This is a genomic window from Ureibacillus terrenus (genome assembly GCF_006569205.1).
Taxonomy (GTDB): Bacteria; Bacillota; Bacilli; order Bacillales_A; family Planococcaceae; genus Ureibacillus; species Ureibacillus terrenus.
Genome location: NZ_VIGD01000001.1, coordinates 160,932 through 180,153 on the forward strand (window position 1 = coordinate 160,932; position 19,222 = coordinate 180,153).

Here is a 19,222-nt window from a genome sequence, read left to right on the forward strand (position 1 = left end):
TTAAAAAAGAATGGGACGCCATCTGCATGCGTCCCTTTTTTCGCGTCATACGCTTCCCAAAAAAACTTCCATCAATTTTGTTCCTTCAGGAGTTCCAATCGACTCCGGATGGAATTGCACCCCGTATACAGGATATTGTTTATGTTGGATGGCCATAATTTCCCCGTCGTCTTTTGATGTGGCAACAATCTCAAACTCTTCGCTCAATGTTGTAGGTTCGATCACCAATGAATGGTAGCGCATTACTTCAACGTCATCGGAAAACTCTTTGAACAATCCTTTTCGTTCGTAATTTAATAAGGAAGTTTTTCCATGCATGATCCGGCTGGCCTGCACTATTTCCCCGCCGAATGCGGCTCCGATGATTTGGTGGCCCAAACAAACGCCAAGGATTGGGATTTCCTTGTAAAGTTCTTTCACAAGACTCACCGTTTGGGGAGTGTCTTCAGGCCTTCCAGGACCTGGAGATAACACAATCGCTTCAGGCTTTAACAGGCGAATTTCATCCATCGTGATTTCATCATGACGGACAACCTTCACTTCTTTGCCGAGAGAGGCGATTTGTTGAAACAAATTGTATGTGAATGAATCGTAATGGTCAATCAGCAGTATCATCGTTCCACCTCCAACAACGCCTTCATTTTATTGATGGTTTCCTCGTATTCGGACTCAGGGACGGAATCATATACAATTCCCGCCCCGGCCTGGACGTATGCCTTTCCGTCTTTGACAATCATCGTCCGGATGGCGATGGCCAAGTCAAAATTGCCATTTGTTGAAATATAGCCAATGGCTCCAGCATAAACCCCGCGCTTTTGCTGCTCCAATTCATTGATGATTTGCATCGCCCGGATTTTCGGGGCGCCGGAAACCGTCCCGGCCGGCAGACAGCTTGTGATGACATCGACCACATGCAAATCATCCCTCAGTTCTCCTGCAACTTCCGAAACGATATGCATTACATATTTGTACCGTTCGATTACCATATATTTGGATACTTTGACCGTGCCAATTTTCGATACCCGGCCAAGATCGTTTCTGGCCAAATCGACCAGCATGCGATGTTCCGCCAGCTCTTTTTCATCATTCAAGAGGATGTTCTCCAGTCTTTCATCTTCTTCCTTCGTTTTTCCCCGGGGTTTCGTACCGGCAATCGGGTTCGTTTTAATGATTCCGTCTTTGACTTTCACTAAACTTTCCGGAGATGTACCTAAAATGGCACAATCGTCAAACTCCAAATAATACATATAAGGCGAAGGATTGGACGTTCTCAAACTGCGGTATAGGGAAAAGGGATTCCCTTCAAAATCGGCTGTAAACCGTTGGGATGGAACGACTTGGAATATATCTCCACGTTCAATATATTTTTTGGCTTTTTCCACCATTTGGATAAATGTGCTTTTTTCGATGGATGGGCGAAATTCGATCTTGGTTTGTTCCACGTCTACAAGGGTAGAGCCTTTTTTCAACTGTTCTTCAATTTCGCGGATGGACTCCTCCAGCTCTTCCTCAGTTTTGCCCTCCGAAAACAAGTCAATGGATGCGATAGTGACTTTTTGCAATAAATGATCGATGACGATAAAACGATCGTAAAACATCAGATGAACATCCGGCATATTTAATTCATCCGGCAATGTTTCACCAATATTCTCATGATAAAAAGCCGTATCATAACTGAAATAACCGATGGCTCCACCAAAGAAAGGAAATGGAAATGATTCCTTGGAAGCAGGAAGAAGCTCCCTTAATTTTTGGAAAACTGTTCCTTCCCCCTTCTCTTCCCTTCCTTCTTTCTTAAACAAATAACCTTTGTTGTCCCCGATCAATTCGGCAATCGGATTCGATGCGATAAAGGAATATCTGCCGCTTTCCTCATGTTTTGCAGCAGATTCAAACAACACTTTGTTTTTTCCTGCAATACTGAGAAAAGCAGAAATCGGTGTAATCATATCCCCCTGTAATGTTTTCATTGCATAATTCACTGTCTTCACTGCCATCTCCACTATCTCCTCTCAACTCTTCTGTTCTAAGCTAATCTAATAAAAAGGCTCCCCGAACAGCAAAGGACGGGGAGCCGTGGTACCACCTTTATTGACATAAGACATGCTTATGTCCACTTTAGGTTTGTAACGTCAACCATACGCCGACGCCTACTGAAAGTTCAGCGCCGGAGCTAGAAAGCCCATTCACATCATGGTTTGCACTAGCTCGCACCAGCCGCTAGCTCTCTTCAGCAAATCCATCATGCTACTCTTTTTCATCATTGCTTCCGTATATGGTTGAAATTATTTTATTATAAACTTTTTGATAATTCAATAAAAACCTATGAAAAAGGCATTTATATACAAATTTCTGTGCCATAAGGTTACGATTCCAATTCATATTCAAACCTATCCCGAATGCTCATGAACCCCTCTTCCTTCATCAGCCGAAGCGTCCGGAAATATAATCTTCCGTACGTTTGTCGCGGGGAGTCGAGAATATTTTATCTGTGCGGTCAAATTCCACCACTTCCCCATTTAGGAAAAAGGCGGTTTTTTCCGAGATGCGGGCGGCTTGCTGCATATTATGGGTCACTATTATGATAGAAAACTGTTTCTTTAATTCCAGTATGAGTTCCTCCACTTTTAATGTCGAAATGGGATCCAGGGCGGAAGTCGGTTCGTCCATTAAAATCACGTCCGGTTCAATCGCCAAGCACCGCGCGATGCAAAGCCGCTGCTGCTGCCCCCCGGAAAGACGATATGCATGATCGTTTAGCCGGTCCTTCACTTCGTCCCAAATGGCCGCGCCTCTCAAAGACTTTTCCACAATCTCATCCAGCAGTTTTTTATTTTTTATTCCATGGATTCTTGGCCCATATGCCACATTATCGTAAATGGATTTCGGAAATGGATTAGGTTTTTGGAAAACCATGCCCACTTTTGTGCGAAGTTCCTCCACAGCAAAATCGGCGTCAAAAATATTGCGTCCTCGATATATAATTTCGCCATTCGTTTTCACGGATGGTACAAGTTCCACCATGCGGTTCAATGATTTAATAAATGTGGATTTGCCGCATCCGGATGGTCCGATGATGGCCGTCACTTCATTTTCCTTCACATCTAACTGGATATCTTTTAACACATGGTGTTCCCCATACCAAAGTTGAAAATTCCTCGCCGAGAAAACAGATGTTTTCTTTTTTGCCCGCGGTTCTTTAAGTCCATATGGATTCCTTTCGGCAACAGTTACGATTTTTAATTCACCATTACTCATTGTTTGAACCATTTTCACACATCCTTAATATCGTTTTTGGAATTTATTTCGGATCATCACCGCAACAGAGTTCATCAACACAAGGATGATCATTAAGACGATAATCCCCGCGGCCGCAACGGATTGGAACGCTTCCTGCGGCCTTTTTGCCCAATCATAGATTTGCATCGGCAAAGCGGTAAACTCGCTCAACAATCCATCTGGCAAGAAATGTATAATTACCGGAATACCCATGACGGCCAGCGGAGCAGTCTCCCCAATGGCCCTGGATAAAGCCAAGATGCTTCCTGTCAGGATTCCGGGCAGGGCTGCAGGCAACACGACACAGAAGACTGTTTGCCATTTCGTGGCCCCCATCGCGTAGGAAGCTTCCCGCTGCTCTTTCGGGACTGTGCGAATCGCCTCTTGGGCGGCCACAATAATCACCGGCAAAATTAATAGACTCATCGTCAATCCCGCTGCCAATATACTTTTCCCTAAACCCAGCATCCGGACAAAAATTGTCAGGCCTAAAAGCCCAAAGACAACGGATGGCACACCGGCCAGGTTGGAAATATTTGCGCGTATGAAATCATTGAAACGATTCTTCTTCGCATACTCTTCCAAATAAACGGCGGTTGCCACACCAAGGATGACGGATGTCGGCGCCACGACCAACATCAGATAAATCGACCCGACTAAAGCCGCCTTAATTCCGGCTTTTTCCGGGAAACGGGAGCTGAAATTAGTGAAAAAATCCCAATCTATGAAGCTTGCACCTTGGGAAATAATTCTTCCAATCAACATGGCCAGTGCGAGCAACGCTAAAATGGTTGCGATGAAAAAAACGCTTTTCCAAATGTTATTTTTTCTGATGCGGGACTTTATTTGTTTTAATACGGCCGTTTCATCCATATATTTCATCCGGTTAATACTCCTCCCTGAAGCGTTTCGAAATCTTATGGGCAATGAAATTCATCAGCAAAGTGAATATAAACAATGTAAATCCGACGGCGTACATCGAATAATAAATCACTGTACCGTAACCGGCGTCCCCCGAAGATACTTGAACAATATAGGCGGTCATTGTTTGAATCGATCCGGTAACACTGAAATCAAAACTTGGCATTGCGCCGCCGGCAAGAGTTACAATCATCGTTTCTCCGATTGCCCTGGAAATCGCCAATACAATGGAGGCAATGATTCCGGAAAACGCTGCGGGAAGAACGACTTTTAAAGCAACCTCCAGCTTTGTCGCCCCCAGCGCAAGAGCGCCTTCCCGAATGGCGTTTGGCACGGCATTCATGGCGTCTTCGGATAATGAAATGATGCTGGGCAAAATCATCATTCCCACCACAATTCCCGGACTAATGGCGTTGAATAATTTCAGGGATGGAATGAATATTTGCAAAATCGGAGTGACAAAAGTCAAAGCAAAAAAACCGTAAACGATTGTCGGCACACCTGCCAATATTTCCAAAACCGGTTTGATAAATTTTCTTGTCCTCCCGGATGCATACTCACTTAAATAAATTGCCACGGCTAAACCGAATGGTACGGCTACAATCATTGCAATGATCGTTACTTTTAAAGTTCCCATGATCAACGGCAATACCCCAAAGGAAGGGTTGCCGCTTGAAAAGGGATACCATTCTGTTCCGAAGAAATACTCAATAATGGATACTCTTTGAAAAAATTCAAAAGTCTCAAAAACAAGCGTAAACAAAATGCCGAATGTTGTTGCGATACATACTGACGCCGCGAGCACTAAGAGGATTGGCATCATCTTCTCTATCATTTTTTTGATCTTTCTGTCCCGGGATTTCTCTATCAAATGCCGGATCACATGTACTCTCCCAATATCTTGAGCCATTCATGTCAACTCCCTTCCCGATGAAGAAAACGAGGAGGCTGGTCTCCCCGCACATTCAACAATTTATTTGATTGCATCCAACTTTTTCAGACCTTCTTCGTATTTTTCTTCCGGCAAACGGATATACCCGACAGCTTCAGCCATATCCCCCGCGTTTTCCAACAAAAATTTCATGAAATCATAAAAGGCTTCGCTGTCCTTGATTTTTGCATTGTTTACAAATACGAATAACGGTCGGGAAAGCGGAGTATACTCCCCTTTTTCTATGGCTTCCCTTGTCGGTTCCACCCCGTTTACCTTCACAGCTTTTAATCGGTCTTTGTTTTCCAGGTAGTACGCATATCCAAAAAAGCCAATTGCGTATGGATCGGAAGCGACTCCTTGCACAATCACATTGTCATCTTCCGATAATTGCGCAGAGCGGACCAAATCTTCCCCTTCTAAAACGACTTCATCGAAATAGTCGAATGTTCCTGAATCTGTTCCGGGTGCATAATAAACGATTTCTTCATCCGGCCAGGATGGATCAATATCCGACCATTTTTTCGCTTTTCCATCTTCAATCCAAATTTCTTTTAATTGTTCGATGGTTAAATTCTTCGCCCAATCATTTTCCGCATTGACGACAACTGTAATGCCATCATAAGCGATTTCGAATTTTGTAAATTCGATGCCGGCTTCCTCCAGAGCCCTTGCCTCCTCTTCCTTCATTTCTCTTGAAGCGTTGGAGAAATCCGTTTCTCCGGCAATGAATTTTTCAAATCCCCCGCCGGTTCCGGAAACCCCAACGGAAACTTGTACATTCGGCTGTACAGCCTTGTATTCTTCGACTAAAGCCTCAGTAATCGGAGCAACTGTGGATGAACCGTCCCCTGACACAGAACCTGTCAATTGGGCTTCCCCATTTTCCGTCTGTTCCATCCCATTCCCGGAGTTTGTCCCTTCTCCGCTTGTTTCCCCTCCGCATGCTCCAATTAACAATGTGGAGCCAAGTAATGCTGTCATTGATAAATACTTCCACTTTTTCATCTATGTTTCCCCCATCTTCTATAGTAAGTTATCTTACAATGTCCACTATAAAGTTCATTTATTGATGGCATATAAACGGTTTGTTAAGAAAATGTAAAGATTTCATTCTTCCACGGTTGGAAACAAAAATAGAAAGCCATAGTGTTTTACTTTAAGGTCTTCTTAAAGAAAAAAAAAACGCAGTATCAATGTACTGCGGCCACTACTCATTTACTGTTTGCTCTTTTGTGTTTTCATCTATTTTTTCCTCCGAAGTTGGAAGCAAAATTTGTTTATTGACTGCCTGATCGCTGATATTGCTGCTGGCGTATTTATATTTCAACTCAAAATATTTATCTAATATTTCTCGAGCAATTTTGCTGTTTTGATTAATATACCGATCGCCTGTCGTCGCCCAAGGAATCACCACGGCATAAGCCACTTCCGGATGATCGAACGGTGCAAATCCCACATGGGCCACATTGATTGTATACGTGCCGATTCTTTCTTTTATTGGACCGGTATAATGCGTTTCCGCTGTCCCGGTTTTCCCGGCAGCAGTGTAAGGGGCGTTGGCAAAATATGCGCGGGCTGTACCTTGGCTGCCGATATACACTCTCCGAAGCCCCTGTTTAACATGATTGATTTCTTTTTCCGAATTGGAAATCCGGTTCAGGATTTTCGGCTGAATTTCTTCAACAAGAGGACCCAATGTTTTTCCGTCCGCGGAAGGTTCATGGATTTCTTTTAACAGCCGCGGCTGCACACGATAGCCTCCGTTGGCGATTGTCGAAATGTATTGAGCCAGTTGCAATGGGGTATAGGTATCAAACTGTCCGATGGCCAAGTCCAAAATTTTACCTGGTCTATCCAATATTCCTTTATAGCCGGCCACCTCGTTTGGCAAATCAATCCCGGTAGGAACGCCTAATCCAAATTCGGCATAGCCGTTTCTCATTCTTTGCAATGTATCTTCTTTTAATCTCAATCCCATGTTATATCGATAGCTGGTACCATTCAATTTCAAAGCAACCTGGAACATGTAAGAGTTTGAAGAGCGTTCCAGCGCTGCTAAATCGTTCATCCGAATTGCCCCTCCCCTGTTGAAGATGGAACTTTTCGGATTTGTACCTGCAAGTTTGATTGGCTGGTCAATTAAAACCGTGCCTGGTTCAATGACTCCTTCTTTATACGCCATCAACAAAGTGGCAGCTTTTACTGTGGAACCTACCTCATAGGAAGTGGTGAAAGCGCCGTATGAAAAATCGGCAATATATTGTTTTCCGGTTTCCGGATCCTTTTCGATTTTTTTGCCGACCATCGCGAGAATTTCACCGGTATTCGGATTCATCATGATGAAAAAGGCGCGGTCCAACAGGGAGGAACCTCCATAGGTTTTTAGTTCCCGCAAATATTTTTCCACAATTTCTTCGGCGGCTTTTTGCAATTCAATATCGATGGTTGTCACCAAATCCTTTCCGGGTTCTCCGGCAAAGGTAGTGATTGTATCAATCACTTCCCCTTTTTTGTTCGTGACATTTTTTACAACGGATTTCCGGCCTTGCAAAAGCTCCTCGTATTGAGCTTCAAAATAGCTTTCCCCCACCCGGTCATTTCGGGCATAATCGCGCGCCAAATAATAATTCAATTTGGATTCAGGGATCCCCTTGCTTGGAACAGTGGTTCTTCCAAGAATGGCTAAAGGCGTCAATTTCACCCGCTTCCAATCGGTTGTCGTATTGACTCCCGGCAATTCATAAAGCCGTTCAGACACGCGGGCAAATTCCTCGTCGGTTACGTTCTCGCTTTTAATGATTTGAGGAGATAAAAAGTAACCGGATGTCATTTCACGATAAATCGCCAACACTTCCAAATCAAAGTCGGAAAGCTCCGCCAATTCCTGATCGCTAATGCGTTCTCTCACCAATTTATCAATCTCTGCCTGCGCCGCTTTTTCATCATCATATTTTTCAAAAATTCTTTTTTCTTCCGCCTTGGATACTTTCGAATAGGCTTCTTCTTTATGATTTAAAATCCAGAAATCCTGTTTATCGCGGATTGTGATGCGGTCTGTCGGCATGTCAATCAATTTTGCCAGTTTTTTTGCGATTTCCAACATTTCGTCTTGCGACGTCTTTGGCATTCTTGTATATGTAATCGCATTTTGCGGCTCATTATCCACAAGGATTCTTCCATAGCGGTCATAAATTCGTCCCCGTGGAGCACTTGTATTGACAGTGACTTCTTCCTGACGCTGCACTTCCCGGACGTATTCTTCGCCTTTGACGATTTGCAAATACCCTAAGCGCAAAATCAGCAACGAAAACAAAATAAAAATCGAAATAAACAATACGTTCATTCGGAATGAAAGGCTGACACCGGAAAAACCTTTATTGCTTTTTTTCTTTATTTTTCTCATAGGTCCCCTCCTTTCTGCCTCATTTCATAAATTTTAGTATAACACTATTAAATTCGATAAAAAAGGAATTTCCTCTTTCATTTTTTGTAACGTTTCGTTAAAATTCCAGGTTTCAATAACCCTCTTTTTAACAATAAAAAATTATCATCCAATGTTTGGATGATAATTTTTCAAAACCTGTTAAATCGGAACAATTTTTGGTTCTTTCCCTTTTGAATTCATCAACCGGATTTGGGTAGGAACAATTTTTAAGACCACCATGTTCGGGTCGTCCGGTCCTTCAAACCAGAATCTCAGCATTTTGTTCCACACTTTTTCTTTCATACCTTCATCGGATGATATTTCCACTTTCCCCTCGATTTCCAGGTAAGAATCTCCAAACCCTTTTCCATCATAACCAATCAAAATGTGCGTATAAGGGTTTTTCGACAGTTCTTCCACCTTATGGGTCTTTTTGCTTGTCACCGTGTACAAAGTAAAATCATCATTGTAAAACGTCATATAGCGGGAATGGGGTTTGTTTCCTTCAATGGTTGCCATCGTCCCTACCAAGTTGTCGTTCAAGATTTTTTCGGCAATTTCCCTTTCTGTTTTCGGCATCACAAACACTCCATTTGCTGTTTTGTATTTAGTATTCCAAAAAATCGTTCAGTTATGAGCATTTCATACAACCGGCCTCCAATTTTGCAAAAATTCCTCGGTTTTTGTTCTGCCCAGTTGGATTAAATGCTTTTTCGCTTCATCATCCAGGTCAAATTGGGCGGCATTGTAATGCTCTACGGGAATAAAGATGATATTTTTTTCATGTCTTCTTGAGATGTACCGGTTATCATGGGCGTTCATCATCGCTTTGATCAAGGCTTCAAACAAATGCAGACCATTACCTATTTTGTGGGGATGGATTTCCGTTATTGGGCTGCTGAGTTTCAGTCCCAACAACGGCCGGACCCTTTTCCCGTTATCATAAATCCATAGGGGAAAATTGCTTAATACCCCGCCATCGACGAAAATGGAATCCCCTTTTTCAGTATTTAATTTCACCGGTTCAAAGAAAAAAGGGATTCCGCAGCTCATTCTCAGCGCCTTGGCAATGGAAAACTCGCGCCAATCTTGGCCATATAAATGCAGATCATCGGGGATGACAATCATTCGGCCATTTGACAAATCCGATGCCACGACTTTCAGCGCCCCCTCCGGCAAGTCGCCAAACGTACGGACACCCTTTTCGCCCAATTTCTTGCAAAGCCATTTCTCCAGGATCCTTCCTTTATATAAACCTAAACGGAAATATAAATTCAACCATTTTAACAAGGGAAGAGTTTTCGAACATTTCGGTGGATCAAGCAATGATTTTGTGTCCAATTCTTCGAGTGCCTTTTCCATTTCTTTTACGTTGTACCCTGCCGCAATAAAAGCTGCCACAATGGAGCCGGCACTCGTTCCCGCAACCCTTTTAAAGGTGTATCCTTTTTCCGTAAGCACCTGATAGGCGCCGACAAAGGCAAAGGCTTTTACTCCACCGCCAGAAAAAACGCCATCAATTTCCATCTACTCTCTCCCTTATCTTTTCATTGGTATACTTTAAGAAAAAATAAGGGATTTTAGAACTATTGATGCATAAAGTTGTTGACAATTTAAAAAACCGCAAGCGCTCCGGAAAAACGTTTTCCTTGAAGCTTGCGGTTTTGTTTGCGGTATTTTACTCGTTTAAAATGGATGGGTTTTGCTTGCTCGACGGTTTTCCTTTGTTTTCATTTTGATTGGCTTTTTTTGCCTGTTCATTTTGGCCGATGACATCCAAATCATCAGGGCTCAAATCATAACCATAGCCGTATTCTTCCCTGTCCAATGGTTTCTCTTTTTTCTTTGCCATAACGGTCACCTCCATGGAACTTAATCTGCCTCAAGTTCCACGATTTATGCGGAAGTTCCTCCAAAATTTCTCCTAAAAAAATCAGGGCCATACATGAAGTATGGACCCTGATTTTATAGAAGCGGATTATTTTTTCGCAGCAGCGTATTTTTCAGCCACAACGTCCCAGTTTACAACATTCCAGAATGCGGCAATGTATTCAGGACGACGGTTTTGATATTTCAAGTAGTAAGCATGTTCCCAAACATCCAAACCAAGGATTGGTGTTTCGCCTTCCATGTATGGAGAATCTTGGTTTGGTGTGGATGTAACTTTTAATTCGCCGTTTTTATCCACTACCAACCAAGCCCAACCGGAACCGAAACGGCCTGCGGCAGCTTTTGAGAATTCATCTTTGAACGCATCGAAGCTGCCGAATTTCGCATCGATTGCAGCAGCGAGTTCGCCGGCAGGAGCTTTGGCACCGCCAGGAGTCAATACTTCCCAGAATAATGTGTGGTTGGCATGTCCACCGCCGTTGTTGCGCACTGCAGTACGTTTTTCTTCTGGTACAGCGTCAAGATTTGAAATCAATTCAATGATGTCTTTATTTGCAAATTCTGTACCTTCCACAGCCGCATTTAAATTTGTTACATACGTATTATGGTGTTTCGTATGGTGAATTTCCATTGTTTGTGCATCAATATAAGGTTCCAATGCATCATATGCGTAAGGTAATTTTGGTAATTCAAATACCATGAGAGTTTCCTCCTTTTATATAAATCAGTAATTTCTTACCTCTTCTATAAGGTTAGCAGAATAAAAGTAGCCATTCAATTATTTCGCACCGGTTTGAAAGGATTTTCAGACTTTTGACCGAAAACCGTTTCATTGATACTTCCGCCATTTATAAAATGCTTATTGCCAAACATTACTTTTCCCGTTCCAATGGCTTTTTATACAAAAAACGCTTTTTAAATAATTGCAATGAGAAAAATGATAATCATCACCAATTGCAGGATGCTTTTCGTTGCAACGGAAGTTAAAAAGCCGACAAGCGAACCGATTCCTGCCCGGACAGCCTGATAAAAATCCCTGCCCGCAAAAAAGAACTCGCCGATTACGGCTCCCAAGAAAGGCCCGATCAGAATTCCCAAAAACGGTATGACAAATGGGCCCAGCAATAATCCGATCGTGCTGCCCCAAAGTCCCGCCTTCGTTCCGCCGAACTTTTTCACACTGACGAGATTGGCAAGGGTATCCGCCGCAAACAGCAGGATGACGAACAAGATTTCCGTGAGCCAAAACCACCAGGAAAGCTCTGCAAAGGAGAAAAACAATCCGTAAAGCAAAAATCCCAAAAGCAAAAACAACACGGACGGAATAATCGGATAAACCAATCCAATGAATGCGACGATAAAACAAAGAATAATCAACAACCATGCAATGATTTCCATCAATTTCCCTCCATATTTGTTTTTACGGGGAAGAATGAAAAAAGTTTCAAATACACAAATTTGTTGATTTTTTCTTTTTTCCGTTTCGTGTTACACTTGCAATGGAGGAGAAAAAATCATGGTTACTCATCTGCAATTATTTTTGCACAGTTTATTTCAGCCATTTAAGCTTGCGGCTTATCGGATATTGCCGATCGGCAAAGTCATCCAGTATGTTTTTATCCTTATTACAGTCCTGACGATTTTTTCATTTATTCAATTTTTGACGGGCGTTTCGGAAACGGCCGTCCAAATTAAAGGGTTGCAGCAATATGTGAAAGATATCCAATGGCTGCTTTATCCTTTTGCCCTTTTTTTATTGTTTTTTACTTCCACCGTTTTATTGTTTGTCCGAATCTCCATCTATGCGGCGGCTGGAACGGTATTTTTGAAACTTTTGAAACGCCGCGGAGAATATCGGCACATGTGGCGGACAACCTCTTTCGCGATTACCTGGCCGACGCTGCTTTCCATTCTATTTTCCTTTTTTTCTGTATCTAGTTGGGTTGCAACTTCCATTAATTGCATCATTACCATTTTTCTATTAATCCTTGCTTCGTTAAAATACCCGAAAACAGAAAAAACGAGGTTCTGAATCCCTCCTTGCTTCATATAGTGGAGCAAGGAGGTTTTGTTTTATGAGACTTTTTCTATCAATCGCTGTTGTAATCATCATCATTACAGTCATTAAAATAGATTTGACGGAGGGAACTCTTCCGTTGGCAGCTTATTCCGAAACAAAGGAATGCAATGAACAGCTCGCCGTCAAATCTGTGCCGGTCATTACGAAAGAAGGGGATACGGTTCATAGCTTATTGGCCGAATACCCTACCGATGAGAGAATTTCTATGCCCGAGAGAATGGCAGATTTTTATAAATTCAATCCCCATTTAAAAAAGCAGGCCATCGTACCCGGCGAATTAATCAAAATACCCATTTATTCCAGCAACGGACCATGCAAAAAATAAAATGTTTCTTCCTTGTCGACACTTTTTTACACTGCTAAAATAATGGAAGTGAAGGTACGGGAAAAGTACCTCAAGAAGGAGAGAGTTGTTGATGAGTGAAATTATTCATCGTTCAAAAACACGTCCGGTACGTGTAGGAAATTTGACTATCGGCGGCAATAATGAAGTCATTGTCCAAAGTATGTGTACTACCAAAACCCATGATGTTGAAGCAACTGTCGCTGAAATATTGCGGCTAGAAGAAGCAGGATGCCAGCTTGTAAGGGTTGCTGTTCCAGACGAACGGGCAGCGGCTGCGATTCCTGAAATCAAGAAACGCATCCATATCCCGCTAGTGGCGGATATTCATTTTAACTATAAACTCGCATTAATGGCGATTGAAAACGGCATCGATAAAGTGCGCATCAATCCCGGGAATATCGGACGCCGTGAAAAAGTGGAAGCCGTTGTAAAAGCGGCAAAAGAAAGAGGGGTCCCAATCCGGATTGGTGTCAATGCGGGTTCCTTGGAACGGCATATTTTGGAGAAATACGGCTATCCAACAGCAGATGGCATGATCGAATCTGCTTTGCATCATATAAGAATACTTGAAGATTTAGATTTCCATGACATTATTGTTTCCATGAAAGCGTCCGACGTCAACCTTGCCATTGAAGCTTATGAAAAGGCTGCCCGCACCTTCGATTATCCATTGCATCTCGGGATTACAGAATCCGGAACGCTCTTTTCCGGCACAATCAAATCCGCCGCAGGTCTGGGGGCCCTACTTTCAAGGGGAATCGGCAACACAATCCGCATCTCCCTTTCAGCGGACCCGGTTGAGGAAGTGAAAGTTGCAAGGGAATTGTTGAAAGCCTTTGGTCTTGCATCCAATATGGCCACATTGGTTTCTTGTCCGACTTGCGGACGGATTGAAATTGATTTGATTTCCATCGCCAACGAAATCGAAGAATATATTTCCAAATTAAACGTTCCGTTGAAAGTCGCGGTTTTGGGTTGCGCGGTCAACGGACCTGGTGAAGCAAGAGAAGCGGATATCGGCATTGCCGGCGCCCGAGGCGAAGGCCTCCTCTTTATGAAAGGAAAAACCGTGCGCAAGGTGCCGGAAGAAACAATGGTTGAAGAATTGAAAAAAGAAATCGACAAATTGGCGGCAGAGAAATTGGCGGAAAGGGAAAAACAACAAATCTAATTCATTAGGAGGGGTTTAATGAAGCCGGTTAAACCTCGTTTCGGGATCGATATCGACGGAACAGTGACTGCTCCTGATACGTTGATTCCACATATCAATAAACAGTATAAAACGAATATCGTCCTCGATGATGTCGTTGAATATGATTTTTTGAGCGCATTCCCCCATCCCGTGGATCGGAAAGAGTTCGCAAGATGGTTTAAAGAAAATGAACCATATCTATACTCTGTAAGCCAAATTGCAAAAGATGCCCAAAGCATTTTGAAAAACTGGCACAAGCAGTATGAATTGTATTATATATCCGCCCGTGACAATACTTTATATGATATTACAAAACGGTGGTTTGAACAGCACCAGGTTCCTTATGATCATATTGAACTGATTGGCAGCCATGATAAATTGGAAGCGGCGAAAAAACACCGCATCGAAGTTTTCTTTGAAGATAAACATGATAATGCGGTGGAACTGGCGGAAGAACTGAAAATTCCCGTACTTTTATTTGATACCCCGTACAACCGGAAAGCCATTCCGTCAAATGTCATACGGGTGCGGGACTGGAAAGAAGCAAACGAATGGATTATGCGACATTTCTAAGACAATCGCTAGGCTTGTCCGTTTTTTGAACAGCCTAGCGATTTTTTCATGTTTTCTCACTGTTTATATACAAATCGATGATTCCCCTCACCCACCGTTCCACAAATGTTTCAAAGGGTATGCCGTAACGGTTGTAAATATCATGATAGACAAAATAAACCCCTAACTTTTCCAATAATTCATCATTGATTTTCATCAAAACTTCCCTTCTCTTTTAAAATTTAAAGGAATTTTCTAAAAAACCCTAATCCAAAGATGATTTTTTCGTTATCATGGAGAATGATGAATAGTTCGAACTCTAGGAGGGTATACATGAGGAAATATCATCTTTTCATTGCAGTGGTTTGTTCCATTTTTTTATTAAGTGGATGCAGCAGTATTAAAGATGCGATTTCTGGCATTCAAACACAAGCGGAAAAAGCGAAAAGCGGTTTAACGATCGATGCTTTTTCTTTGCGGGAATCTGAAATTGAATACAAGGGTGCTACTTTTACGGTGGAAGAATTATTTAAAACTATTCTACGTGATGTCCAATGGGAATATGAAAAAAATCAGGACGAGCATCTTTTGATGGTGAAAGGCACTTGGCAGGAGCCTCTGTTTGACGATTTGCAGCTGACGGATAAACAAAAAGAGGAACTTTCCACGACAGGGAAAATATTGATTCAATTAATTTTTGAAAATGACCGGCTCATCCCCGATCAAACGGCTGTAACAATGAAACTGAAGGAAAAGACGCTTGTGGATGAAAAAGGAGAAGAAATCCTGCATTATTTCTGCGATCTTTACTTAAAGGAATACAAACAACAATAGGGCAAATTATCTTTATAAACCAATCGAGTTTGAAAAAACAAATTATTTATCATTCCAGAAAAAAATAAAGCTGATGAAAGTCAGCTTTATTCATTGATTTCTTCAAGAATAAAATGAATAAAATCATGCATATTCTCTGTCGAAACACCATGACCAACAGGGTACGTTTTATATATGACTTTCGCACCGTTTTTTTCGAAGAAATCTTTGCTCTCCCGGCTCCAGGCGATTGGATAGTCGTAATCATATTCCCCATGGGAAATGAAAACGCTCGTTTCATCCATATTATGTCTATAATATTGTTCCTTCACAAAATCCGGCAGATAGCCGGACAAAGCCGCACAACCCTTAATTTTATTCCCCATTACCACACATAGGGTCTGAGCGATCACTGCCCCTTGATTAAAGCCGGCAACAAAAATCTTTTTCGGGTCTAGCCGATATTCGTCTATCGCCTGCAAAATAAAATCTCTTGTTACGGCGACAACTTTATCAAAAATGTGTTGCGACGGCTTCCCCTCCTCTTCAAATGTATAAAAAGCATATCCGGGGTCATGGGTAATTGGTCCTCTTAAACTGAAAACATGGCAAACTTCCTGGATTTCCCCAACAATTTGCAGCAAATCTTCTTCATTGCTGCCCAATCCATGAAACAAAAAAATTGCGGGGTTTTGGTTGCGCTTATTCTTAGGTTCAATATGTTTAAATGTATAAACAGACTGCATTTTACTCCTCCTCTGCAATGCCCGCTCTTCATTTATCTAGCAAATTTTTTTCCAACATATTATTGTCATCATACTTTTTTAACAATTGTAAGTTAGATTTACTATAAAATATTGAAAAAAAACTTCAAAAAATGTCGATAAAATATATCTTTTTTATTATTTTTAAAAAATTTGTCTATTCTTTGAAAATTAATTTGGTAAACTATTAATAGAATTATTTTATCAGTAATCATTTATTTTCGGGGGATAATAACATAATTTTTTATGCAAAGGGGTGTTGGAAATGTATAGGGAAATCACCGTAGATCGAAGCATCCTGTATATCGAACAATATCATATAGACCAATTTAACAATCTCGCAAAAAAATATAGCGAATTCAATCATTTTGTAAAAGAAGGGGCACTCAATATCATCGATGCATGGATCATTGCATTTAATATATGGCTGCTATTGCTTCCCGAAAAATATCATATCATACACTCTGCAGAAAAGACCCTATACTACTCCTCAAATTTCGTTATCTTAAATGCTCTTCAAGAAAATGTCCATTTTAATCAGTTAAAAGCGCGCGAAAATCGCCCTGAGTTATTATATTACATCATTTCTCTTCAAATGGCTACAGGTTTGAATCAGTGGATTCTTGATGTAATGAAAAAAAATCATTTGTCCTATATGGCGGAGCGAAACAAGCACCACATCTATTTTGATTCTCACTTAGGTTCGGAGAAAGAAATTCAACGTTTTTTGGAAGATCAATCAAAATTTGTTAAAGCAGCAGTGAAAGAATTAAATTCCACCGATACATTCGATAAAATGATCAAACAGTCCATCGATGAAGCTTATAAGGTCTATAATGAATATCGCAGCAAAGCAAAAGAGCCATCCAATTCCTGAAGATGGCTCTTTCAAGATGATTATTTATTTTCTAATATGGAAGCCACTTCTGCAATCACTACCACATTGTCAATGGTTGGGCTTTCCCCGCCCCCGTTGCCTGGCCGTTTATGCGCTTCCCTGAAGGTTTCACTGTCTCTCCATGCTTTGAAATCCTCCAAAGTATCCCAATACATGACCACGCTCATTTCATCATAATCTTCAAATTGCTCGCTGACCAGCACTTCCACTTTTCTGAATCCTTTAAAAGTTAACAATGGACCGGGTTGGGTAAATCTTGGAGCCATTTTTTTGGCAAAACCTTTTTTCACTTTGATTCGGTTCGTTACAGTATACATGCATACTACCCCTTCACGTGTTGAGAATGGTTATTATTATCATTAATATCATACTTTCTTTTCCACTGCAATTTAATTAATAAATCATTTACGAAAGAACTATACCAGATTAAAAAATCCGCAAAAAATTCAAGATGAATGACTGATTAACGACTCCAGCAGTTTTAAAGCTTTTTCCTGCCGTATTTTTAGCCTCTGCGCTTCTTCCAATGAAATGAGTTGAAAACGAATTTTTGAAAAAGGCTGGAGCTGCGCCAGCTTCGGCAAATCTACGGAAACCACCTGCGCGATTTTCGGATAGCCGCCGGTCGTTTGGCAATCAGCCATCAAGATGATCGGCTGGCCGTTTGGAGGCACCTGGATGGTCCCAAAAGTCACCGCTTCCGATAATAAATTGAATGATTCGATTGTAGCAAGGGGGGCTTCCCCGATTAAACGATAGCCCATTCGATCGGCGTCTTTTGATACTTTATAGGCATTTTGGAAAAATGCTTTCTTGCTTTCTTCCGTAAATCGGTCGAATTCCGTGCCCTTTACGACCCGAATGACAACATCCTGGTGAAAGGAGGGACCGTTTGTTGGCAGTATCCCCCATTTCCCTTTTTGGGACGGCACGGATTCCCGGACGGGAAGTTCATCCCCCTTTTTCAGAGGACGCCCCTTGAATCCGCCAATCCCTGCACGTATATAAGTGCTGCAGCTATTTAATATTTTTTCGACTTGAATTCCTCCTTTTATATGCAAATACCCCCTCGCCCCTTCCCGGCAGGAAGACAATTTCAAAATGCTTCCCTTTTCGGCAAACACGGGTTTCCACATCGTGCATGGCCTATCATTTAAAATGGGCTCGAAATTGGCGCCTGTTAAACAAAATACTGCATTACAGTTGAACCGGACGGTGGGCCCGGCCAAAGTGAATTCCAAAGCGGCTTGGGGTTGTTGCTGCAACAGCATTTCTCCAATCCTGTAGGATACAGCATCCATGGCTCCCCCGACAATGACGCCATATTGCCGGAATCCGATTCTTCCAAGGTCCTGTACCGTTGTCATTAGACCGGGTTTCAGGATCGTCAATGTCATTTAAGCTTCACCTGCCAGTTCCCTAAATTCTTTTTCCGTAATCGGAACAAAACGGATCCGATCTCCTGTACGCAACAACGCCGGCGGATTTTGATCCGGAAGAAACAATTGCAAAGGCGTCCGTCCAATAATTTGCCATCCGCCAGGGGTTTCAAGGGGATAGATGCCCGTTTGCCTGCCTGCTATTCCCACAGATCCCGGCGGAATTTTCAAACGGGGGGTGTCTTTGCGGGGAGTCGCAATCCGTTCATCCAGCCCTCCCAAAAATGCAAACCCGGGTGCAAACCCGAGCATATAAACAAGATACTCCTTCCCGCTATGTATCTGAATGACTTGTTGCTCTGACAAATGATGATAACGGGCAATTTCCTCCAAATCCGGACCATAAATTCCCCCATAACAAACCGGTATTTCAATGATTCGGCTGTTTTCAACCGGCATTTCCGTTTCTTCATGCAATAAAGCCCGAAGATAGCAAACTATTTTTTCGTAAGGAGAATGTCCTTCCATTTCCCACCCGGCAACTTTCATGACATCATAATAAACACAAACATTCGTATAGCCGGGCACCATTTCTACGAGACCGTCGACCCAGTTTTTTTCAAGGGTGTACATAAACTTTTTGATCGAGTTATGTACTTCTTCCGAAATGATATTGCCAAAATAGACCAGCACCGCCTGGTCTCCGAGAGGCTTGAATTGGACAGCCATGGCTCCGATAGTCCCCCCACT

General features: G+C 42.1%; 23 protein-coding genes and 1 other annotated feature. Of the genes, 6 read left to right on the forward strand and 17 right to left on the reverse strand.

Annotation, left to right across the window (positions count from 1 at the left end):
* Positions 1 to 45: 45 nt before the first annotated feature.
* The 12 genes from FKZ59_RS00840 to FKZ59_RS00890 form a co-directional block, all read right to left on the reverse strand.
* Positions 46 to 615, reverse strand: a complete 570-nt coding sequence (locus tag FKZ59_RS00840) for an anthranilate synthase component II (RefSeq protein ID WP_141600838.1) — start codon at positions 613 to 615, stop codon at positions 46 to 48.
* Positions 612 to 1,997, reverse strand: a complete 1,386-nt coding sequence (gene trpE, locus FKZ59_RS00845; RefSeq protein ID WP_141600839.1) for an anthranilate synthase component I — start codon at positions 1,995 to 1,997, stop codon at positions 612 to 614. The genes FKZ59_RS00840 and trpE overlap by 4 nt, the downstream gene beginning before the upstream one ends.
* 62 nt (positions 1,998 to 2,059) lie before the next feature.
* Positions 2,060 to 2,273, reverse strand: a binding site (T-box leader).
* Between the two features lie 151 nt (positions 2,274 to 2,424).
* Positions 2,425 to 3,270 carry a phosphate ABC transporter ATP-binding protein PstB gene (gene pstB, locus FKZ59_RS00850; protein WP_141600840.1) on the reverse strand — a complete coding sequence of 282 codons (846 nt, stop codon included), beginning with the start codon at positions 3,268 to 3,270 and terminating at the stop codon, positions 2,425 to 2,427.
* A 12-nt stretch (positions 3,271 to 3,282) separates the two neighbouring features.
* Entirely contained in the window at positions 3,283 to 4,161 is an 879-nt protein-coding gene (gene pstA, locus FKZ59_RS00855; protein WP_141600841.1) for a phosphate ABC transporter permease PstA, read from the reverse strand.
* Between the two features lie 4 nt (positions 4,162 to 4,165).
* Complete coding sequence (gene pstC / locus FKZ59_RS00860; RefSeq protein WP_141600842.1) at positions 4,166 to 5,110, reverse strand: phosphate ABC transporter permease subunit PstC; 945 nt, start codon at positions 5,108 to 5,110, stop codon at positions 4,166 to 4,168.
* Positions 5,111 to 5,173: 63 nt separating this feature from the next.
* On the reverse strand, positions 5,174 to 6,139 hold the full coding sequence (locus FKZ59_RS00865; RefSeq protein ID WP_141600843.1) for a PstS family phosphate ABC transporter substrate-binding protein: 966 nt from the start codon (positions 6,137 to 6,139) through the stop codon (positions 5,174 to 5,176).
* 202 nt (positions 6,140 to 6,341) lie between these two features.
* A complete protein-coding gene (locus FKZ59_RS00870; RefSeq protein WP_141600844.1) occupies positions 6,342 to 8,537 on the reverse strand; it encodes a peptidoglycan D,D-transpeptidase FtsI family protein in 2,196 nt (731 codons plus the stop codon).
* A gap of 180 nt (positions 8,538 to 8,717) precedes the next feature.
* The gene (locus FKZ59_RS00875; RefSeq protein WP_141600845.1) at positions 8,718 to 9,137 is read right to left on the reverse strand and encodes a pyridoxamine 5'-phosphate oxidase family protein; all 420 of its coding nucleotides are present in this window, start codon (positions 9,135 to 9,137) and stop codon (positions 8,718 to 8,720) included.
* A 63-nt stretch (positions 9,138 to 9,200) separates the two neighbouring features.
* Positions 9,201 to 10,085 carry a patatin-like phospholipase family protein gene (locus tag FKZ59_RS00880; protein WP_141600846.1) on the reverse strand — a complete coding sequence of 295 codons (885 nt, stop codon included), beginning with the start codon at positions 10,083 to 10,085 and terminating at the stop codon, positions 9,201 to 9,203.
* A gap of 151 nt (positions 10,086 to 10,236) precedes the next feature.
* The gene (locus tag FKZ59_RS14585) at positions 10,237 to 10,410 is read right to left on the reverse strand and encodes a hypothetical protein (protein WP_181733118.1); all 174 of its coding nucleotides are present in this window, start codon (positions 10,408 to 10,410) and stop codon (positions 10,237 to 10,239) included.
* Between the two features lie 126 nt (positions 10,411 to 10,536).
* A complete protein-coding gene (locus FKZ59_RS00885; protein ID WP_141600847.1) occupies positions 10,537 to 11,148 on the reverse strand; it encodes a superoxide dismutase in 612 nt (203 codons plus the stop codon).
* 215 nt (positions 11,149 to 11,363) lie between these two features.
* Positions 11,364 to 11,846: a DUF456 domain-containing protein gene (locus tag FKZ59_RS00890; protein ID WP_141600848.1), complete on the reverse strand. Its 483-nt coding sequence runs from the start codon at positions 11,844 to 11,846 to the stop codon at positions 11,364 to 11,366.
* 118 nt (positions 11,847 to 11,964) lie between these two features.
* Between FKZ59_RS00890 and FKZ59_RS00895 the strand changes: the two genes are divergently transcribed.
* From FKZ59_RS00895 to FKZ59_RS00910, 4 genes are all read left to right on the forward strand, one after another.
* On the forward strand, positions 11,965 to 12,480 hold the full coding sequence (locus FKZ59_RS00895; protein WP_141600849.1) for a DUF1189 family protein: 516 nt from the start codon (positions 11,965 to 11,967) through the stop codon (positions 12,478 to 12,480).
* Between the two features lie 43 nt (positions 12,481 to 12,523).
* Entirely contained in the window at positions 12,524 to 12,853 is a 330-nt protein-coding gene (locus FKZ59_RS00900; protein WP_141600850.1) for a hypothetical protein, read from the forward strand.
* A 91-nt stretch (positions 12,854 to 12,944) separates the two neighbouring features.
* Positions 12,945 to 14,045, forward strand: a complete 1,101-nt coding sequence (gene ispG, locus FKZ59_RS00905; protein WP_141600851.1) for a flavodoxin-dependent (E)-4-hydroxy-3-methylbut-2-enyl-diphosphate synthase — start codon at positions 12,945 to 12,947, stop codon at positions 14,043 to 14,045.
* 18 nt (positions 14,046 to 14,063) lie between these two features.
* Positions 14,064 to 14,639, forward strand: a complete 576-nt coding sequence (locus FKZ59_RS00910) for a hypothetical protein (protein ID WP_141600852.1) — start codon at positions 14,064 to 14,066, stop codon at positions 14,637 to 14,639.
* 46 nt (positions 14,640 to 14,685) lie between these two features.
* Here FKZ59_RS00910 and FKZ59_RS14590 read toward each other — a convergent pair whose 3' ends face one another.
* Positions 14,686 to 14,835, reverse strand: coding sequence for a hypothetical protein (locus FKZ59_RS14590; protein ID WP_181733119.1), 150 nt, complete (start codon positions 14,833 to 14,835; stop codon positions 14,686 to 14,688).
* 116 nt (positions 14,836 to 14,951) lie between these two features.
* Here FKZ59_RS14590 and FKZ59_RS00915 point away from each other — a divergent pair, with 116 nt between their 5' ends.
* On the forward strand, positions 14,952 to 15,452 hold the full coding sequence (locus tag FKZ59_RS00915; protein ID WP_141600853.1) for a 23S rRNA methyltransferase: 501 nt from the start codon (positions 14,952 to 14,954) through the stop codon (positions 15,450 to 15,452).
* A gap of 86 nt (positions 15,453 to 15,538) precedes the next feature.
* Here the strand turns inward: FKZ59_RS00915 and FKZ59_RS00920 are convergent, their stop codons facing one another.
* Positions 15,539 to 16,177, reverse strand: a complete 639-nt coding sequence (locus FKZ59_RS00920) for an alpha/beta hydrolase (protein ID WP_141600854.1) — start codon at positions 16,175 to 16,177, stop codon at positions 15,539 to 15,541.
* Between the two features lie 283 nt (positions 16,178 to 16,460).
* Between FKZ59_RS00920 and FKZ59_RS00925 the strand changes: the two genes are divergently transcribed.
* Positions 16,461 to 17,072 (forward strand): hypothetical protein, encoded by a 612-nt coding sequence (locus FKZ59_RS00925; RefSeq protein ID WP_141600855.1) that lies wholly within the window; start codon positions 16,461 to 16,463, stop codon positions 17,070 to 17,072.
* Positions 17,073 to 17,092: 20 nt separating this feature from the next.
* Here the strand turns inward: FKZ59_RS00925 and FKZ59_RS00930 are convergent, their stop codons facing one another.
* The 3 genes from FKZ59_RS00930 to pxpB form a co-directional block, all read right to left on the reverse strand.
* The gene (locus tag FKZ59_RS00930; RefSeq protein WP_141600856.1) at positions 17,093 to 17,410 is read right to left on the reverse strand and encodes a heme oxygenase; all 318 of its coding nucleotides are present in this window, start codon (positions 17,408 to 17,410) and stop codon (positions 17,093 to 17,095) included.
* 129 nt (positions 17,411 to 17,539) lie between these two features.
* Positions 17,540 to 18,490 (reverse strand): 5-oxoprolinase subunit C family protein, encoded by a 951-nt coding sequence (locus tag FKZ59_RS00935; RefSeq protein ID WP_141600857.1) that lies wholly within the window; start codon positions 18,488 to 18,490, stop codon positions 17,540 to 17,542.
* On the reverse strand, positions 18,491 to 19,201 hold the full coding sequence (pxpB, locus tag FKZ59_RS00940; protein WP_141600858.1) for a 5-oxoprolinase subunit PxpB: 711 nt from the start codon (positions 19,199 to 19,201) through the stop codon (positions 18,491 to 18,493).
* Positions 19,202 to 19,222 lie beyond the last annotated feature (21 nt).

Bases quoted from the DNA above. Each gene is read 5' to 3' on its own strand.
- FKZ59_RS00840 (WP_141600838.1), bottom strand. From the start codon at position 615: ATGATACTGCTGATTGACCATTACGATTCATTCACATACAATTTGTTT.
- FKZ59_RS00895 (WP_141600849.1), top strand. From the start codon at position 11,965: ATGGTTACTCATCTGCAATTATTTTTGCACAGTTTATTTCAGCCATTT.
- pstA (WP_141600841.1), bottom strand. From the start codon at position 4,161: ATGAAATATATGGATGAAACGGCCGTATTAAAACAAATAAAGTCCCGC.
- FKZ59_RS00910 (WP_141600852.1), top strand. From the start codon at position 14,064: ATGAAGCCGGTTAAACCTCGTTTCGGGATCGATATCGACGGAACAGTG.
- FKZ59_RS00875 (WP_141600845.1), bottom strand. From the start codon at position 9,137: ATGCCGAAAACAGAAAGGGAAATTGCCGAAAAAATCTTGAACGACAAC.
- FKZ59_RS00935 (WP_141600857.1), bottom strand. From the start codon at position 18,490: ATGACATTGACGATCCTGAAACCCGGTCTAATGACAACGGTACAGGAC.
- FKZ59_RS00915 (WP_141600853.1), top strand. From the start codon at position 14,952: ATGAGGAAATATCATCTTTTCATTGCAGTGGTTTGTTCCATTTTTTTA.
- pstB (WP_141600840.1), bottom strand. From the start codon at position 3,270: ATGGTTCAAACAATGAGTAATGGTGAATTAAAAATCGTAACTGTTGCC.
- FKZ59_RS14590 (WP_181733119.1), bottom strand. From the start codon at position 14,835: ATGAAAATCAATGATGAATTATTGGAAAAGTTAGGGGTTTATTTTGTC.
- FKZ59_RS00920 (WP_141600854.1), bottom strand. From the start codon at position 16,177: ATGCAGTCTGTTTATACATTTAAACATATTGAACCTAAGAATAAGCGC.
- FKZ59_RS00865 (WP_141600843.1), bottom strand. From the start codon at position 6,139: ATGAAAAAGTGGAAGTATTTATCAATGACAGCATTACTTGGCTCCACA.
- FKZ59_RS14585 (WP_181733118.1), bottom strand. From the start codon at position 10,410: ATGGCAAAGAAAAAAGAGAAACCATTGGACAGGGAAGAATACGGCTAT.
- FKZ59_RS00880 (WP_141600846.1), bottom strand. From the start codon at position 10,085: ATGGAAATTGATGGCGTTTTTTCTGGCGGTGGAGTAAAAGCCTTTGCC.
- FKZ59_RS00885 (WP_141600847.1), bottom strand. From the start codon at position 11,148: ATGGTATTTGAATTACCAAAATTACCTTACGCATATGATGCATTGGAA.
- FKZ59_RS00900 (WP_141600850.1), top strand. From the start codon at position 12,524: ATGAGACTTTTTCTATCAATCGCTGTTGTAATCATCATCATTACAGTC.
- pxpB (WP_141600858.1), bottom strand. From the start codon at position 19,201: ATGGCTGTCCAATTCAAGCCTCTCGGAGACCAGGCGGTGCTGGTCTAT.
- FKZ59_RS00925 (WP_141600855.1), top strand. From the start codon at position 16,461: ATGTATAGGGAAATCACCGTAGATCGAAGCATCCTGTATATCGAACAA.
- pstC (WP_141600842.1), bottom strand. From the start codon at position 5,110: ATGGCTCAAGATATTGGGAGAGTACATGTGATCCGGCATTTGATAGAG.
- FKZ59_RS00870 (WP_141600844.1), bottom strand. From the start codon at position 8,537: ATGAGAAAAATAAAGAAAAAAAGCAATAAAGGTTTTTCCGGTGTCAGC.
- ispG (WP_141600851.1), top strand. From the start codon at position 12,945: ATGAGTGAAATTATTCATCGTTCAAAAACACGTCCGGTACGTGTAGGA.
- trpE (WP_141600839.1), bottom strand. From the start codon at position 1,997: ATGGCAGTGAAGACAGTGAATTATGCAATGAAAACATTACAGGGGGAT.
- FKZ59_RS00930 (WP_141600856.1), bottom strand. From the start codon at position 17,410: ATGTATACTGTAACGAACCGAATCAAAGTGAAAAAAGGTTTTGCCAAA.
- FKZ59_RS00890 (WP_141600848.1), bottom strand. From the start codon at position 11,846: ATGGAAATCATTGCATGGTTGTTGATTATTCTTTGTTTTATCGTCGCA.